Here is a 15,253-nt window from a genome sequence, read left to right as displayed (position 1 = left end):
ATCCTGCGATCCCCAGCTCCGGCATTTACTGATGATTTGAATGGACGTGTACACAACCCTTAAAAAAAAGTATCTTTAATATGCACTCAATGAGTAAATCCAGATAATGAGAAAGAGTATTCTGTTTTTTCTGATCTTACAGTTTGTCATAAAACCAGCGTTTGCCCAGGAACATTACGGACAAATTGATTCGTCCCTGATGCCTGCATTAAGCCCACATTACCAAAAAGAACTCACCTTCGACAAACCAACCCATCCTGCTGCCTGGAATTCACAACAGGGTCCGCATGTCGGCTTTGGTTCCACGGATGAGCCTTACTTCCGGACGGAAGTCCCCACGGTAAAGGAAACGGATGCATGGGATGGTTGTGGGTGGCGGGGCCAACGCTTGAACATAGAGATAGTCGTCTGGTCCGCCGATACCCTCGAACAGGTGCGGTTTAAATTGAGCGACCTGAAAACGGCCAAGGGTGCTTCCATAAGCAAGGATAACATCACCGTCAACATGGTGCGTTATGTTTTGGGCAACTATCCTTATGGATCAAAAGAGGGCAACTGCGGCGAGTCGCCATACAAAAACGGGTACCTGTTGCCTGACCGCTTCGAACCATTTGACCGCTTCGATGTGCCGGGGATGACCGTCAGGCCGGTTTGGGTGAGCATCGATATCCCCGCCGGTGCACAGCCCGGGCATTACAAAGGGAACATTGAAATACTCGCCAAAGGCTTTAAAAAGTCCCTACCGGTAAACCTGGAGGTGCAACCGCCGCTTCTCCCCCCACCGCATGAATGGAAATACCGGCTCGATCTGTGGCAAAATCCCTGGGTGGTCGCCTGGGACAACCATCTGCAGCCCTGGTCCGCGGAGCATAAGTCGCTTTTAAAAAAACACCTGAAACTTTATGCGGGCGCAGGCGGCAAATATATCACTACCTATGCAGTGAACTCTCCCTGGGGTGATAATTCCTATGCTATCGAAGGAGGGATGATCGAGTCGTTCAAACAAAAGGATGGTACCTGGAAATTCGACTATAAAATATTTGACGAGTACGTTGAACTCGCCATGAGTGTAGGCATCGATAAAGCCATCACGGTCTATACGCCCGTACCCGGCGAGTACCGTTTTCGATATATCGATGCTGCAACGGGAAACTATGTGATAGAGCACTGGCCACCCGGTTCGGATAAGTTCAAAGCCTACTGGGGACCGTTCCTCGATGACCTCAGGGCACATTTGACAAAAAAGGGCTGGCTGAACAAGACATACATCGGCATCAACGAAAACCCCCTGGACGAGACACTGGCGGCCATTACCTTCATCAGATCCAATTGGCGCGGCTGGAAGATTACCTATGCCGGCGACTGGCATCCCGAACTAAAAGACCTGTTGGATGACTATTCGTATGTCAAAGAAAAGGAATCCCCGATGGCTGTCGTTGCACAGCGCAAGGTCAAAGGCTTTACGACCACTTTTTATGTGTGTTGTCAGCCCGCAAAACCAAATACCTTTCTATTTTCGCCACCGATCGAAGGCAGATGGCTTAGTTGGTACGCGGCGGCTTATGGCTATAGCGGCTTCCTGCGCTGGGCTTATGATGCATGGACCCAGGATCCCGACAGGGACGCGCGCCACGGAAGCTGGCCGGCAGGAGATTGTTACCTGGTGTACCCGGGCGCCAATAGCTGTATCCGGTTTGAAAAATTGCGGGAGGGCATCGTTGATTTCGAGAAGATCAGGATATTGAGGGAAAAACTGGCATCTTCCACGGATAAAAAATGCCGCGACCTGCTACGCCAATTGGATGAACAACTGAAACCCCTAACCATCGAGCATACATTTAATGAGGATACGCTTAAGTCACAGGTATACGAGGGAGAAAGACTGATCAGGGAATTGAGCGCATTCCTGAATAAAATAGGAAAATGAAACGAAAAGCCCTTATAGCGGCCGTTTGGATGGCCCTCGTTATGAACGCAGCGGCGCAACCCTCCCCGTCGAAATTATCCTGCTCCGAATTCGACGATTACAAGTTAACGCATAACCTGACGCCGTTCGGGCCGATCCCAACGGCCTTTGATCCAAACGGAGTATACCCCTACGTGAGTTACTGTGAAACATCAAACCGCCCGGTCCTCAAAAAATATCACTATATCGTTTTGCAGAATGACTGGCTCAAAGTAACGATATGTCCGGACCTGGGGGGTAAGATCACTTCGATACTCCTTCGAAAATCCGGGAAAGAGGTGTTATATGTGCCCGATGTCATCAGGCAAACCCGCATATTGCCCCGCTTTTACTTTACAGCGGGGGGAATCGAAGTGAGTTTTCCGATATCGCATTCACCCAGCCAAAATGAAAAGGTAGACTTTGCTATCCACCGGACAAAAGACCGCATCTATGTGACCTGTGGCGAACGGGAGCTGCGTTTCGGCATGCAATGGTCTGTGGAATACTCACTGGGACCCGACGATGATTTCCTGACAGAACGGGCCGTCTTTTACAATCCCGGAACAGAGGCTTACCCATGGATGTCCTGGTCAAATGCAGCAATCCCATCGGCGGCCGATACCCGGTTTTATTTTCCCAAAGGGAAAGTGCTGTCTCACTCCTCAAAAGTCGATACGATCGATTGGGAAACGCAGGGGCCAAAAACCCAGTCGGACATAAAGGAAATGACCGGTTATTTCTGGGAAAGCAAGGACGCAAATGCCTTTGGCGCCTATACGCCTTCATTGGGAACAGGATTATATCATATAGCAAAGGAAAATATCGCACCCGGCATAAAGTTGTGGAGCTATGGAGTAGCGGCCGACACCGCGTGGTCGATGCTAAGCACAGCCAGAAGCCAGCAATATCTGGAGCTACAGGGCGGCCCTTTAGGCGACCAGTCGGTGAAAGCGCAATTGCGGCCAAAAGAAACGAAATGGCATGTAGAATATTGGATACCCACGGATCAGGAATTGGACATTTATTCCTTGAAACTGCCGTCCGCGCCGTTGAGGCCGGTTAAAGACATTCCCCTTTTTGGCTGGTCCCGCCCCGCGACTGTACAGGTGTGGCAACGTCTTCAGCATGCTTATCAAAAGAAGTCGCTTCCGCCCGCTCCTCCTGCAATCGATCAGGACCTTTGGCCGCCGTCCGGAATGGAAAACCTGGCAGACCCTTTTAAGTCGGTCATCGCGGACACGAAGGGAACTATCGCCGACGAATGGAAGTTCTATTATGGAACATGGCTTGCAGGCAGGGGCAGATCGGCCGAAGCCATTCAGGTATTGTCGGCTACACAGAATGGATTGGCAAAGGCCCTTCTGGCAAGATTGCTAAAGCAAAAGGGGGACATAACCGGCGCAAGGAAAGCCTTTGACAAAATAACCGAACCCTGGCTACAGATCCACCCCCAGTTGATTATCGAACGCGATAAAATGCTCAAAAAGATCGGGCCCGAAACCCTTGTCGAACGCGAAAAATGGTTATCGAAAGTCGATGCGTTGAAGGATGAATGGGTTATTGAAAGAGAGATTCAGCTGCTGATCGACAAAGGGGAGCCAGGTGCGGCAAAAGACCTGCTGCTATCGACACCCTTTCAAATGGTGCATCAGACCTATACCCGTACCGGGCTTTGGATGCAAATTTGCGAGAAACTAAATATCCCCGCGTTCCCGATCCCAAAGCAGTTGGGTGAAGACCGCCTTGCCAGGTTCGGGGCTTACCGGGAGTACGAATAATCCCTCAACAATCGTCGACCATGAAGAAACTGATCCTTTCCGCAATTGCAGGCCTGACCATCTCTATGGCAAGCGCCCAAAAAGAAACCGCGGCACATTCTTTTACAGAAGCGTTCAATGATTCTGTGTTGCACAACTTCCGGTATGGATCGACGGGAAGAAGGGATGGTTTTAAATACGTGGTCGGCGCCAATTCGTCGATAGAGCCGGGAACCAGGGTGTTGTTGTTTAAGATCGATCCGGCGGACAGCGCAGGTGCGGGCAGGGGACCGGAGATCATCTCGGGGAAATTCACACATTTCGGAAACTATTCCGCCCGGATCAGGATCCCGGATGTAAAGAATGTGCAGCCCGATGTAGGTGCTGTTGTTGGCTATTTCACCTACCATATGGACAGTGTTCAGGGTCTTAGCGAGATCGATATCGAATGGCTGATCGCGGATCCCACCGTCCTGTATATCGGCACCTGGACGGGTTCTGAAAATAAATTACAGCGCATTGGCAGGACGATCAATCTCGCCAAAGGCATCATCTATAATACGATCTCGAAGGTGAATCACAACGGGGTTGCGACTGATCTGACGGGTTTGCAAGCCCGGCCGGAGACAATTCCCGCCATTGAAGGCTTTGATGCTTCCTCCAAATTCTACACCTATGGTTTCGATTGGTATCCAAACCGTTTATGCTGGTGGATCATACACCCCGTTTCGGGAAAAAAGATAATGTTGTGGGATTATCAGGGGTCGCAGCTCGGCATTCCCCTCAACCGGACAGAATATCGCATGAATTTCTGGTATACCAATACCTGGTCGGTGCAAACCAACCCTCATTCTACCGAAAAGCCCCTTCATCCCTACGAACTGGAGGTAGACTGGATGAAGTATGAGCCGCTGCCCGCCGCTTCGGCTGACGGGAAAAAGCCGGCAGCAGCATCGTACCGGTAAAGCCAAACAGAACAAAGACCCGCGTAGGTTCAAGCCATGGGCTATTTCCGGTTTGAGTGGTGGCCGCCTGCTTCGCATCGGCGCATGATCTCCAAAATAATGAATTTTAATTCACCATAATTGGTAGGCTTGGAAAAATAACCCGATGCGCCCGCCTGCAGACAGCGCGCCTTGTCCCGCTCTTCCTGGGAAGTACTCAAAATAAAGGCAGGGATAAAAGCATGATGAGTTGACTGAAGCCGGTTTAACACCGCGGGCCCGTCCATAAGCGGCATTTTATAGTCCAGGATCATCAACTGCGGGGCTTGCTGATCGGGGTGCGCGGCCAGATGCATAACCAGTTCGGTGCCGTCCAAAAAGGTCCGGATGAGACTGCCAGGCATCAGTTCTGAGAGAACGGCCGAAAGCATATCGAGATCGTCTTTATCGTCGTCGGCTAAGAAAATAGTTTTGATAGCCATGTAGTTAGGGATTGGGTTAGGAATTGCTGGAGGCAACTAAGGACAAAAATAGCACCTTTCTGGATATTTTGACTCATGCCGCCTTCCGCCCGCTGCCGGCAACCAGCAGTACGATCCCGCCTATGACGAGGATGCCGCCCACATAAGGCGGCCAGTTGACCGACTTTTCCTTGTCAGCGGAGATGTGGAGGGGTCCCGCGTCGACAACCTTTTCCCGTTTTTTATAGGAAAAACCCGTGTAGATCAGCATAAGGACCCCGATAACCAGTAATAAAATGCCGAGTATTCTTTTCATATGGATGTTATAATTGGCAAATCGATAGTATAACAGGCAAAAGTTATTCCAGCCCAGTTTGCCAACGGTCGGTCAATAGCTTTATTGGACGCCGAATGTCGATATATCGCAACCAAAAACCCCGGATACAATCTATAGCCCATTGAGCCTCAGGCCCACCTTGAATTGGCACCCCGATTGTTACCAGAATACAAAGGTCTGGGCATGGCAACGGCGAAAAAGGAATGGGCCGGCGGGGTGGGGTGGATCGATTACCGGCATTTTTATGAAAGACACTATGGGTATCTGCTGCGGGTGGCGTATCGATACTGCGAAACCTACGAAGACGCGGTGGAAGTGACGCAGCAGGGAATGCTGACCGTATTCCGCGAGTTGAAGCAGATGTCGATAGAATATCTCAGCGACGAGAACTGGGTCCTGGACTGGATGAAGCAGCAGGTGATCGTTCGCTGTCTTGAAAAGTCCTTCGTCGCCGCCGCGCGAGCCATCGATGGCAGCACCGCCGATGATGCAGCGGGTAACAGCATTCGATCCCAGGTGGCGATCCGGCAGGATGAACGGCTTCCCATAGAGGATCTGGACGCGCTGAACGATCGTCACCTGATCGAACTGCTTCGACGACTCCCGCGTAACCACCGGATGGCCTATAACCTCATAGTCATTGATCGATATCCCATGAAAATGGTGACGGGCCTGATGAGCATCGACCGGGGGACAGCGTCGGCACTGGTGTCGGCGGCCCGTGAACAGTTCAGGAAATGGCTGGGTAGCTGAATCCCGCGGCCGATGCGCCGGCATCGAAGCCGACCGAAGGAGTCGGCTGAACGTCTCACCCGTCAGTTGGACCGTTTCTCCGTGTTGCTGCTTGGCGATGGCAGGGTGGCGGGCCTACCTTCAATGCAAAACAACAAAGCAATGAAAACAAGCGAAACCAGTGTCGCTCCGGCGCTCGTGACCGCCGAGTCGATCAAGCCCTTCGAAGTCCATTTCCCCCAGGCTGATCTCGACGATCTGCATCGCCGCATCGTGGCGACAAAATGGCCCGAAAAAGAAACGGTCAATGATTTTTCACAAGGCACCCCGCTTGCCACGATCCAACGACTGGCGCAGTATTGGGCGGACCAGTATGATTGGCGGAAAGTGGAGTCCCGGTTGAATTCATTACCCAATTACATGACGACCATCGACGGGCTGGACATCCATTTCATCCACATACGGTCCAAACATGAAAAGGCCCTGCCGATGATCGTGACGCATGGTTGGCCAGGATCCGTGGTGGAACAATTGAAAATCGTCGAACCCCTCACCGATCCAACGGCCCATGGCGGCAAAGCAACGGATGCCTTTCATCTCGTGATCCCGTCGATGCCGGGGTATGCATTCTCAGGTAAGCCAACCGGCACCGGCTGGGGCCCGGATCGTATCGCGCAAGCCTGGGTGGAATTGATGAAGCGTCTTGGGTATACAAAATACGTGGCGCAGGGTGGCGATTGGGGAGCACTTATTACAGAACTAATGGCAGTGCAGGCGCCCCCTGAATTGATCGGGATCCACACGAACATGCCCGGTGCCGTTCCCCCCGAGATCGACAAGGCTGCCCTCGCCAATGCTCCCATGCCCGCCGGCCTTAGCGCAGAGGAGAAACATGCTTACCAGCAGCTTAGCTTTTTCTACACGCAGGTTTATTATGCCTTCCATATGGCCACGCGGCCTCAATCGCTCACCGGTCTTGCGGATTCACCCGTCGGCCTGGCCGCCTATATGCTCGATCACGATGCCCGCAGCCTCGAGATGATCGCCCGGTCCATTGACGGACAAGCCGAAGGGCTTACCCCGGAAAATGTCCTGGATAATGTCACCCTTTTCTGGCTGACGAATACGGCAGTTTCTTCGGCCCGGCTCTATTGGGAGAATAAACACTTTTTCTTCGCCCCGAAGAATATCACCATCCCGGTGGCCGTCAGCGCCTTTCCTGATGAACTATTCTTCTGTCCCCGGGATTGGGCTGAAAAGGCCTTTTCCAGTCTCATTTATTATAACAAATTGGAAAAAGGCGGCCACTTTGCGGCCTGGGAGCAGCCACAACTTTTTTGTGAAGAGATGCGCAAAGCCTTTAAGACCCTGCGGTAAGCGGGCTTAGAGGCATCATCTGTTTTCCAGCCAGCGCAGAAACGCGCTGGCTTTTTCTCTTGGGACGAGTACTTTTTCGGCAGCCGGGATCATCAGGCTGACCAAAAGCTTCCGCGCGAAATAGTGCTCCACTTCTTTCACCGCATTGAAGTTGACAAGGAACTGCCGGTTGACCCTGAAGAATTTCAGGTCCGGCAACCTGTTCTGAATATGGTCGAGCGAGTCGTTGATCGAATACTCCTCCCGGTTGAAACAGACCATCACCGAAGCGGTGAATTTTACATAGAAAAATGCAATGGTGTCGACCGGTATGGGGAAGTACTTGTTTTGCCGGTATACCAGGAAGCTGCTTTTAATGGTGTCTTTTTCTACTGTTCTCATCTTGTTTGATTTTGAATTGTAGACCACGCCTGTGGATGGGAAGATTAGCGGGGTAAAGGTACTGAATCCGATGAAATGAGATTGGGGAATGCGCTTTCAGCAAAGGCCGGTCGCGTTATGCAAGCCATGATGAAGATGATCAAGATCGACATAAAGGCGTTGCAGACAGCGGCAGATGCTAAATAACCGGTCCCGGCCGTGTCATCAACTTCTTCAGCGCCCTTAATTCCGGTCCTGGTAAGGTTTTTTGCGCGGTCTTCGGTTTATTCGTATCTTAAGGAAAACCAACTAACATGTTAAAGTTGACTGTCGTCAGGCACTGGCTTGCCCTGCCGCTATTCATCCTCGTATTTACGGCCCACTCCCAGAATATCACCACGCCAAGAACACCGAGCCCCGCCGCAACGGTATCCCAGACCATCGGCATCTCCACGGTAACGGTCAGCTATTCCCGCCCGTCGGTCAAAGGCCGGACGGTTTGGGGCAACCTCGTTCCCTATGGCTATAACAAACAGGCCTTTGGTGCCGGTAACCCCGCACCCTGGCGGGCAGGCGCCAATGAAAATACGGTGATCCGGTTGTCCCATCCCGCAACCATCGAGGGACATGCCGTCCCCGCCGGCGAATATGGGCTCTTTTTTGTGATCAACGAGGACAACACAGGGGAAGTCATCGTTTCAAAAGATAGCCGGTCCTGGGGAAGCTTCTGGTATGTGAGCGATCATGATCTCTTTCGGGCGAAGATCAACCTGAAGGAGATCGCACCCACGGAAATGCTGACCTATGATTTTCAAAACCTGACAAAGACCTCCGCAGAATTGGACCTCAACTGGGAGAAAAAGCAATTCCCGGTAAAGATCGAATTTGAGGTGGATCAGATCGTAATGTCCAACGCACAGGAAGAACTGAAGGGTCCGGTCGGATTCAACTGGCAGGGCTATGCGGGTGCGGCCAATTATGCATTGGCAAACAACGTAAATCTTGCTCAGGCGATGGCCTGGATCGATCGCGCCATATTGATCAGCCCGAATTTCAATACGCTTTCCACAAAAGCAAAACTGCTTAAGGCCACAGGTGACAACCCGCAATCCGACAGTCTGATGCATGATGCGGTCGCCGTCGGCAGCGAGAACGAACTCAACCAGTTCGGCTATCAGCTGTTGAACGACAAATCCTACGACCGCGCCATCGAGGTCTTCGTCCTGAACACGCAAAAGCATCCGAAGAGCCCCAACACATTCGACAGCCTGGGCGAAGCTTATGCCGCCAAGGGCGACAAGAAGAATGCGATCCTCAGCTTTAAAAAATCGCTCAGCATGAACCCGCCCGCAGCCACCAAACTCAATTCGGAGAAATTCCTGAAACAGCTCGGGGCGCTATAAAAATTCAATGACAGTATTGGGAGCCGGCCGTTGGTTCTTTCGTATCGGGTTGCCTCTCAGCCTGTCTTTTCTTCAATGCAGCTCCCTTAGCGCTTAGTTTTAAAACCAGGCCGCGGCAGCCTTTTTGGCTTCCCCAGGATCGGGGTCCTGCTCAGTAGCCCAAACGACAAACCCATCCGGGCGGATCAGTACCGCGGTCAGGCCCAACTGTTCCTTCGCCTGGCCCGAAACATACTTGATCCGGTTGCCGTATTCACCCGCCAGCTGTTTTAGTGAGCTATTCCCAACAAAATCCAGCAGGATCCCCAGACCATCGTGCATCAACTCACCGATCGTTACACCCTCTTGCAGCTCAAAATCAGGAACTCCATAACCCACCAGCGGATGACCGCCACCCAGGTGATAATGTGTGTGAATGCCCCACACCCGGCCTGCAAAATAAGTCGCACCATCGCGCGTATCCATAAGGTCACGGATAATTGAGCTCAACGCCCGGGCGTGTGGTTCCGGTCCCATGATGGCCACCTGGGCGCGTGACCAATCCAGCACCTGTGCACCAACAGGGTGCCGTTCGGTGTTATAACTATCCAGCAGGCCCTCTGGCGCTTTCTTATGAATGGTTGCGGCAAGCTTCCAGCCCAGGTTCATGGCATCACCCAGCCCAAGGTTAAGTCCCTGACCGCCCAACGGTGCATGGATATGCGCGGCATCGCCGGCCAGGAGTACCCGCCCGTTGCGATAGGTGGTAGCCTGTCGTGCCCTGTCCGTCCACGTGGTTGCGACATGCAGGGCGCCGATAGTAACGTCGGTGTTCGAGATGCGGCTTAACACCTGCTCAACATGTTCGGGCGTGATCGGCGCTCCCGAATGGTGAAAGGCTCCGCCATCAAAATCCTGTATGATCAGATACCCGGGTTGCGACTGCAGGTACATGCCTGTGGAGGTAAAGTTGCGGCCTGGAAGGAGTTTCTCCGGATTGTCAATGTCCGCTTTGACCGAGTAGCCGGTAAATTTCGGCTCCGTACCCGCGAACTCAAAACCGCCTGCCTTGCGTACAACACTGCGGCTTCCATCGCACCCCACAAGCCATCGACCGGTAAAAGTCTCGTCACCTGCCTGAACAGTTACTCCGTCCCCGGTTTGATAAAATCCGCTAAGCGCAAGCCCCCGCCTGATCGCTACACCAAGGGCCGCTGCGCGGCTGCCCAGCACCGTTTCGAGCTCCGCCATCTCAGAAATAATACTCGTTTTGGTCGAGCCTGCCAGTCGATACCTCCACTGTGAGGTGTCGATATCTCCGTCATGAAAGGGAATGCCGGCGAAGTGTCCTGCCTGCCGGCGAGGCCCTTGTACGGCATTGGAATGAGGACTTTTAAGGTGTTTATGTATTTCAAGTTCTTCAAGCAGCCCGCGACGGTAAAGCGCTTCGATCGTAGGCGCCGAAAGTCCCCGTATCCCGAAAGGAAGTTGCTTCAATGGCGAGAGCGGATTCTCTGTCTTTTCCAATATCAGGACGGAACAGCCGGCTAAGGCCAGTTCACAGGCAAGGAACAGGCCTACAGGGCCGGCCCCGGAAATAATTACATCTTTCATCCCGCAAAATTCCGGAACGCTCTCCCGCTAGGCTTGTACAAACGCGACAAAATCGTCGCTTATAGCCTGTTTACTTTTCTTTGCTTTGCGCGCGAATGCCGCCGGCGTAGTGCCGCTGTAGCGCTTGAATTCCCTGCTTAAGTGGGATTGATCTGTATAACCAAGCTCATGGGCTAAGCCGGCGATGCTGGAATTTGGATAAAGCCATAGTTGGTTCCTCACCTGTTCAAAACGCATAAGGCCGGACACGTCTTTAACAGAATAGCCGGAAGATTGCTTGAACTTCCTTTCCAGTGTTCTAACCGTCGCATGTGCCGCCGCCGCTACCTGGCTAACCGGCAGGGTGCCGTTTGCTGCCCTCATGGCAAGTCCCGCTTTGAATAATAGACTGTCAACGGCAACTCCCGCCCGCATATTCAGGAAATACTGTTTTACCTGGGCCATTGCTTCATCGATCCTGCCGGCATGGATACTCCCGGACAAGGTGGATTGAAGCTGCACGATAGGATGCTCGAAGAGCTGCACGCCGTCTTTACCGGACGGCAGTCCCAGCAGATCGAACACGGTCCAGGGAAAGCACCGGATGCCAATGACCTCTAAACGGTCTCTCGTGTGTAAATGAACAGGTTGATCGAGCAGCCCCATTATAAATGGCGATGATAAGGGCCGCAAGCCTTCCGGGTAAGCAACGCTGCACACACTGCCGAAATAAAAAATGATCTCAGCATAACCATCGGGTAACACCTCAAAACTCGCGGGCAGGTCTCCGAAGTCTCCGCTGTTGTACCAAAAACACTTTATGGTATCTCGTAGCTCCTCAGGAGTTTCAAATTCCTGGTGCTGCATCTTACCGATCATTTTGTTTCGTGATTTTTTTGCGCGCACTTCGCGAAGATAAAATTTCTTTTTCCATTAACAATTGCTTAATAAAATTTCGTAGAGAACTGTTGTCATTATAACTTTGCACTTTTTTTAACTTAAAAATATATATGCCGTAACAACAACTATGAGATCCTTCAGGATTTATACGTCCAATGCAAATTCACACAGTCACATTTAGTCAACAAATTTAATATGAGAAGAAAACTGCTACTGCTGTTAAGTTCAGTTGCGCTCTTGTTTGCCACTACTACTTCTAACGCGCAAACACCCCCGATAAAAGGAACAGTAAAAAATGATAAAGGAATCGCTGTTCCTGGCGTAACTGTTAAGATTAAGAATACGAATGTCGGCACCCAAACGGATGAAGCCGGAAATTTTTCCCTCCCCGTTGCACCCGGAAAGACGCTCATTTTCAGTGCCGTGAGTTATGAAACAAGCGAAGTTAAAGCACAAGACAATCTTCAGGTGGTCCTGAAGGAAAAGAACAACAGCCTCACGGAGGTCATCGTAACAGCCAATGCGATCAAAAGAGAACAGCGCTCACTTGGTTATGCCGCTCCGACTATCAAAGCAAGCGAGCTTCACGTAGGTCAGAGCTCAAGCGCGCTCACTTCGCTGAGTGGCAGAGTCGCCGGTCTGAACATCACTTCCAGCACCGGAGCTCCCGGCGGAAGCACGCGTGTCGTATTAAGAGGCGGTTCTTCTATCACGGGTAACAACCAGGCCCTGATCGTAATAGACGGCGTGCCTTATGACAACACCGACAAGATCGGCGGCGGATCATTGACCGCAGTGACCTTCGGCAACCGCGGTAATGACGTTAACCCTGACGATATCGCATCCGTAACCGTCCTGGCCGGCCCCGCAGCCTCCGCGCTGTACGGCGCCCGGGCTTCCAACGGCGCGCTCATCATCACGACGAAAAGCGGGTCCAACAGCCGGAAGGCCGAGATAACGGTCAGCAGCACCAACACATTCTCTTCTGTTCTCAAGCTGCCTGACTTCCAGAATCAGTACGGCCAGGGTTACTATAGCGGTGTGAACAGCGATGGAACGCTCGCTTATAACACGGAAGACTGGGGTGATAACTTCAGCTGGGGCGCTCCGTTCACCGGGAAAGTACAGCCCTGGGGACAGACCATCGACGGTGTGCAGCAGACGAAGCCATATTCCGCCACACCCAACAACATCAAAAACTTTTTCAGTACCGGTTTCGCTACCGATAACAATATCGGCATCTCCTCGGGTAACGACAAAGCCAGCTACTATCTCGGGTTGGGCGCGCTCAACTCCAATGGCATCTATCCCACCAATGTCGATGGATATAACAAGTATAGCCTGCGGTTCAACGGAAAGGCCAATCTTTCCAATAATTTTTATACCAGCATCAACTTCAATTACACAAAGATAAATAGCAATAATGTCGCTGCCGGTCAGGCAGGCGGTTCGGCCTTGGGGAGCCTTTATCAGACCCCCAGGGATATTCCGATCGACAAGATGAGTGATCTGAACAACAAGTACAACGGCTACGGTTACACCGATGCCAATGGGGTATACCATTCCGACAAATACGGGTTCTACCAGGAGTTCTACCCCAGTCCCTATTTCCTGCTGGCGAACTACAAGAACTATGACGATGTGGACAGAGCCACGGGCGCCTTCAGCCTGGGCTACAAGCCGACTCCCTGGCTGGACGTACTGGAACGCGTAACGGAAGACTTTTATTCCGACCGCAGAAGATTGCTCAGTCCAAAATATCTTTATTCGCCCGCAGACCCCGGAACCAGCGGAAACCCGCCGGCCTATCCCGCGGCGGCGATCGCCACCAGCAACGGTGGATACGAAGAAGATGTCATTACGAACGGCGAATTCAACCACGACCTGATGGTCACCGCCAAACATACTTTTTGGGATGACTTTTCCGGCTCCCTGATGCTGGGCAACAACGTCCGGTTGAACAATAACAATCTTACGGTTACTTCTACCAACCAAAGTTCCGGGTTGATCGTTCCGGGCTGGTACAATTTCGGGAACAGTGACGGTCCGGTCTTAGCGCAGAATACGCGCACGGTTCAGCGCAGGGTGTCTGTTTATGGCGACCTCGGCCTTTCCTGGCGGAATATGGTGTACGTCGACGCCACAGCCCGAAACGATTGGTCCTCGACACTGCCGGTCGGTGCCAATTCCTTCTTCTACCCGAGCGTAAGCGGCGCCTTCGTTTTTACCGAACTGCTGAAAGGTAGCGATATCAACCGGATCCTTAACTATGGTAAAGTCCGCGCCAGCTGGGCCAGAGTGGGTAACGATGCCCTGCCGTACCTGCTGAGCACCACCTATTCCCAGGCGCAGATTGCGGACGGTTATACCGGCGGCACCACCATCTTTCCCTTTAGCGGAGTGCCCGGATTCATGATCAACAGCAGCCTGGGTGATCCGGCTATTAAGCCGGAGATCACCACCGCTACGGAATTTGGCACGGAACTCAGTTTCCTGGATAGCCGCTTGTCCGTTATTGCCAACTATTATACGAAGACCTCCAGAAACCAGATCGTCTCTTCTTCCGTTGCACCCTCCAGCGGATACCTGAACTCGACGGTGAATGCGGGGACGATACAAAATAAAGGGGTCGAACTCACCCTTCGCGGAACCCCCATCAAGACGAGGAACTTCTCACTGGAACTGTTCGGCACCTATACCAAGTATAAAAACAAAGTACTTTCCCTGCCCAACCATGCACAGATAGTGGTCGGCGGGTTTAACGGCATGGCCATTGTCGCTCAGGAAGGAATGCCCTATGGCGAATTCTATGCGGTAACCAATCAGACCGTGAACGGTCATACTGTCGTAGGCGCTGCCGATGGGCAACCTGTTCCAACTTCCAGTGCGGTCTACCTGGGCAGCTATGATCCGAAGTACACGGCATCGTTGGGCGGTACGCTCACGTACAAGAACTGGAGCCTGGGCTTCCTGTTCGACACAAAACAGGGTGGCGTGTATTACAGCAATACCAAGGCCAATGCTGACTTCAACGGCACCTCCCTGGAAACGGGCGGGGTCCGCGATCCGCAGATCTGGGCAGGTTCCGTTATCAATACGGGAACAACAGCACAGCCTTCTTACCAGCCAAACACGACAGCCAGGTATATCAAGCAGGACTATTACGTCAACGTTCAGCCTGCGGGGATGAACGTTGTTGACGCATCTTATATCAAATTGCGCTCCCTGCAGCTGGAATACCAGGTGCCGGCAAACACACTGACAAGGACGCCGTTCGGGCACGCCAGCATCGGCGTGTTCGGGAATAACCTCTTCCTGTGGACGCCCAGGTCCAACAAATACGTAGACCCGGAAATGAACTCTTCGGGATCGGGTAATGAGCAGGGCTTCGACTTTACGGCACAACCGTCTGTTCGGAACTATGGCGTTGATATAAAGTTAACTTTCTAAAATGCAAACAAT

Annotated in this window: 12 protein-coding genes; 7 read left to right on the top strand and 5 right to left on the bottom strand. The window is 52.2% G+C overall.

The genetic code is table 11. The annotated features are described in order from the left end of the window. Positions 1-106 precede the first annotated feature (106 nt). From VGM48_RS17350 to VGM48_RS17340, 3 genes are read left to right on the top strand one after another with little or no spacing between them, the layout of a single operon-like run. Positions 107-1,927, top strand: coding sequence for a DUF4091 domain-containing protein (locus tag VGM48_RS17350; RefSeq protein ID WP_331581422.1), 1,821 nt, complete (start codon positions 107-109; stop codon positions 1,925-1,927). Next, complete coding sequence (locus tag VGM48_RS17345; RefSeq protein ID WP_331581420.1) at positions 1,924-3,726, top strand: DUF5107 domain-containing protein; 1,803 nt, start codon at positions 1,924-1,926, stop codon at positions 3,724-3,726. Before VGM48_RS17350 ends, VGM48_RS17345 begins: the two co-directional genes overlap by 4 nt. 20 nt (positions 3,727-3,746) lie before the next feature. After that, positions 3,747-4,670 carry a glycoside hydrolase family 16 protein gene (locus VGM48_RS17340; protein WP_331581418.1) on the top strand — a complete coding sequence of 308 codons (924 nt, stop codon included), beginning with the start codon at positions 3,747-3,749 and terminating at the stop codon, positions 4,668-4,670. Between the two features lie 41 nt (positions 4,671-4,711). Here the strand turns inward: VGM48_RS17340 and VGM48_RS17335 are convergent, their stop codons facing one another. Both VGM48_RS17335 and VGM48_RS17330 read right to left on the bottom strand, forming a co-directional pair. Further along, the gene (locus VGM48_RS17335) at positions 4,712-5,131 is read right to left on the bottom strand and encodes a response regulator (protein ID WP_331581415.1); all 420 of its coding nucleotides are present in this window, start codon (positions 5,129-5,131) and stop codon (positions 4,712-4,714) included. Positions 5,132-5,204: 73 nt separating this feature from the next. After that, positions 5,205-5,426 carry a hypothetical protein gene (locus tag VGM48_RS17330; RefSeq protein ID WP_331581413.1) on the bottom strand — a complete coding sequence of 74 codons (222 nt, stop codon included), beginning with the start codon at positions 5,424-5,426 and terminating at the stop codon, positions 5,205-5,207. 204 nt (positions 5,427-5,630) lie between these two features. Between VGM48_RS17330 and VGM48_RS17325 the strand changes: the two genes are divergently transcribed. Both VGM48_RS17325 and VGM48_RS17320 read left to right on the top strand, forming a co-directional pair. Then, positions 5,631-6,200 (top strand): RNA polymerase sigma factor, encoded by a 570-nt coding sequence (locus tag VGM48_RS17325; RefSeq protein ID WP_331581411.1) that lies wholly within the window; start codon positions 5,631-5,633, stop codon positions 6,198-6,200. Positions 6,201-6,341: 141 nt separating this feature from the next. Then, positions 6,342-7,556: an epoxide hydrolase family protein gene (locus VGM48_RS17320; RefSeq protein WP_331581409.1), complete on the top strand. Its 1,215-nt coding sequence runs from the start codon at positions 6,342-6,344 to the stop codon at positions 7,554-7,556. Between the two features lie 15 nt (positions 7,557-7,571). Here VGM48_RS17320 and VGM48_RS17315 read toward each other — a convergent pair whose 3' ends face one another. Then, the gene (locus tag VGM48_RS17315; RefSeq protein WP_331581407.1) at positions 7,572-7,937 is read right to left on the bottom strand and encodes a LytTR family DNA-binding domain-containing protein; all 366 of its coding nucleotides are present in this window, start codon (positions 7,935-7,937) and stop codon (positions 7,572-7,574) included. Positions 7,938-8,230: 293 nt separating this feature from the next. On the opposite strand from VGM48_RS17315, the gene VGM48_RS17310 reads away from it, so the two are divergent. Further along, a complete protein-coding gene (locus VGM48_RS17310) occupies positions 8,231-9,319 on the top strand; it encodes a DUF2911 domain-containing protein (RefSeq protein WP_331581405.1) in 1,089 nt (362 codons plus the stop codon). A 99-nt stretch (positions 9,320-9,418) separates the two neighbouring features. Here the strand turns inward: VGM48_RS17310 and VGM48_RS17305 are convergent, their stop codons facing one another. Beyond that, positions 9,419-10,912 (bottom strand): FAD-dependent monooxygenase, encoded by a 1,494-nt coding sequence (locus tag VGM48_RS17305; protein ID WP_331581403.1) that lies wholly within the window; start codon positions 10,910-10,912, stop codon positions 9,419-9,421. Positions 10,913-10,939: 27 nt separating this feature from the next. After that, complete coding sequence (locus tag VGM48_RS17300) at positions 10,940-11,770, bottom strand: helix-turn-helix domain-containing protein (RefSeq protein ID WP_331581401.1); 831 nt, start codon at positions 11,768-11,770, stop codon at positions 10,940-10,942. Between the two features lie 216 nt (positions 11,771-11,986). Between VGM48_RS17300 and VGM48_RS17295 the strand changes: the two genes are divergently transcribed. After that, the gene (locus VGM48_RS17295; protein ID WP_331581399.1) at positions 11,987-15,241 is read left to right on the top strand and encodes a SusC/RagA family TonB-linked outer membrane protein; all 3,255 of its coding nucleotides are present in this window, start codon (positions 11,987-11,989) and stop codon (positions 15,239-15,241) included. The last annotated feature ends 12 nt before the right edge of the window (positions 15,242-15,253 follow it).

It is taken from the genome of Puia sp. (assembly GCF_036500295.1).
GTDB lineage: Bacteria > Bacteroidota > Bacteroidia > Chitinophagales > Chitinophagaceae > Puia.
The sequence above is the reverse complement of the archived record's forward strand: the minus strand, read 5'-3'. Positions and strand labels throughout refer to the sequence as shown.

Excerpts from the sequence above, each read along its gene's own strand:
- VGM48_RS17350 (WP_331581422.1), top strand. The coding sequence starts at position 107 with ATGAGAAAGAGTATTCTGTTTTTTCTGATCTTACAGTTTGTCATAAAA.
- VGM48_RS17345 (WP_331581420.1), top strand. The coding sequence starts at position 1,924 with ATGAAACGAAAAGCCCTTATAGCGGCCGTTTGGATGGCCCTCGTTATG.
- VGM48_RS17340 (WP_331581418.1), top strand. The coding sequence starts at position 3,747 with ATGAAGAAACTGATCCTTTCCGCAATTGCAGGCCTGACCATCTCTATG.
- VGM48_RS17335 (WP_331581415.1), bottom strand. The coding sequence starts at position 5,131 with ATGGCTATCAAAACTATTTTCTTAGCCGACGACGATAAAGACGATCTC.
- VGM48_RS17330 (WP_331581413.1), bottom strand. The coding sequence starts at position 5,426 with ATGAAAAGAATACTCGGCATTTTATTACTGGTTATCGGGGTCCTTATG.
- VGM48_RS17325 (WP_331581411.1), top strand. The coding sequence starts at position 5,631 with ATGGCAACGGCGAAAAAGGAATGGGCCGGCGGGGTGGGGTGGATCGAT.
- VGM48_RS17320 (WP_331581409.1), top strand. The coding sequence starts at position 6,342 with ATGAAAACAAGCGAAACCAGTGTCGCTCCGGCGCTCGTGACCGCCGAG.
- VGM48_RS17315 (WP_331581407.1), bottom strand. The coding sequence starts at position 7,937 with ATGAGAACAGTAGAAAAAGACACCATTAAAAGCAGCTTCCTGGTATAC.
- VGM48_RS17310 (WP_331581405.1), top strand. The coding sequence starts at position 8,231 with ATGTTAAAGTTGACTGTCGTCAGGCACTGGCTTGCCCTGCCGCTATTC.
- VGM48_RS17305 (WP_331581403.1), bottom strand. The coding sequence starts at position 10,912 with ATGAAAGATGTAATTATTTCCGGGGCCGGCCCTGTAGGCCTGTTCCTT.
- VGM48_RS17300 (WP_331581401.1), bottom strand. The coding sequence starts at position 11,770 with ATGATCGGTAAGATGCAGCACCAGGAATTTGAAACTCCTGAGGAGCTA.
- VGM48_RS17295 (WP_331581399.1), top strand. The coding sequence starts at position 11,987 with ATGAGAAGAAAACTGCTACTGCTGTTAAGTTCAGTTGCGCTCTTGTTT.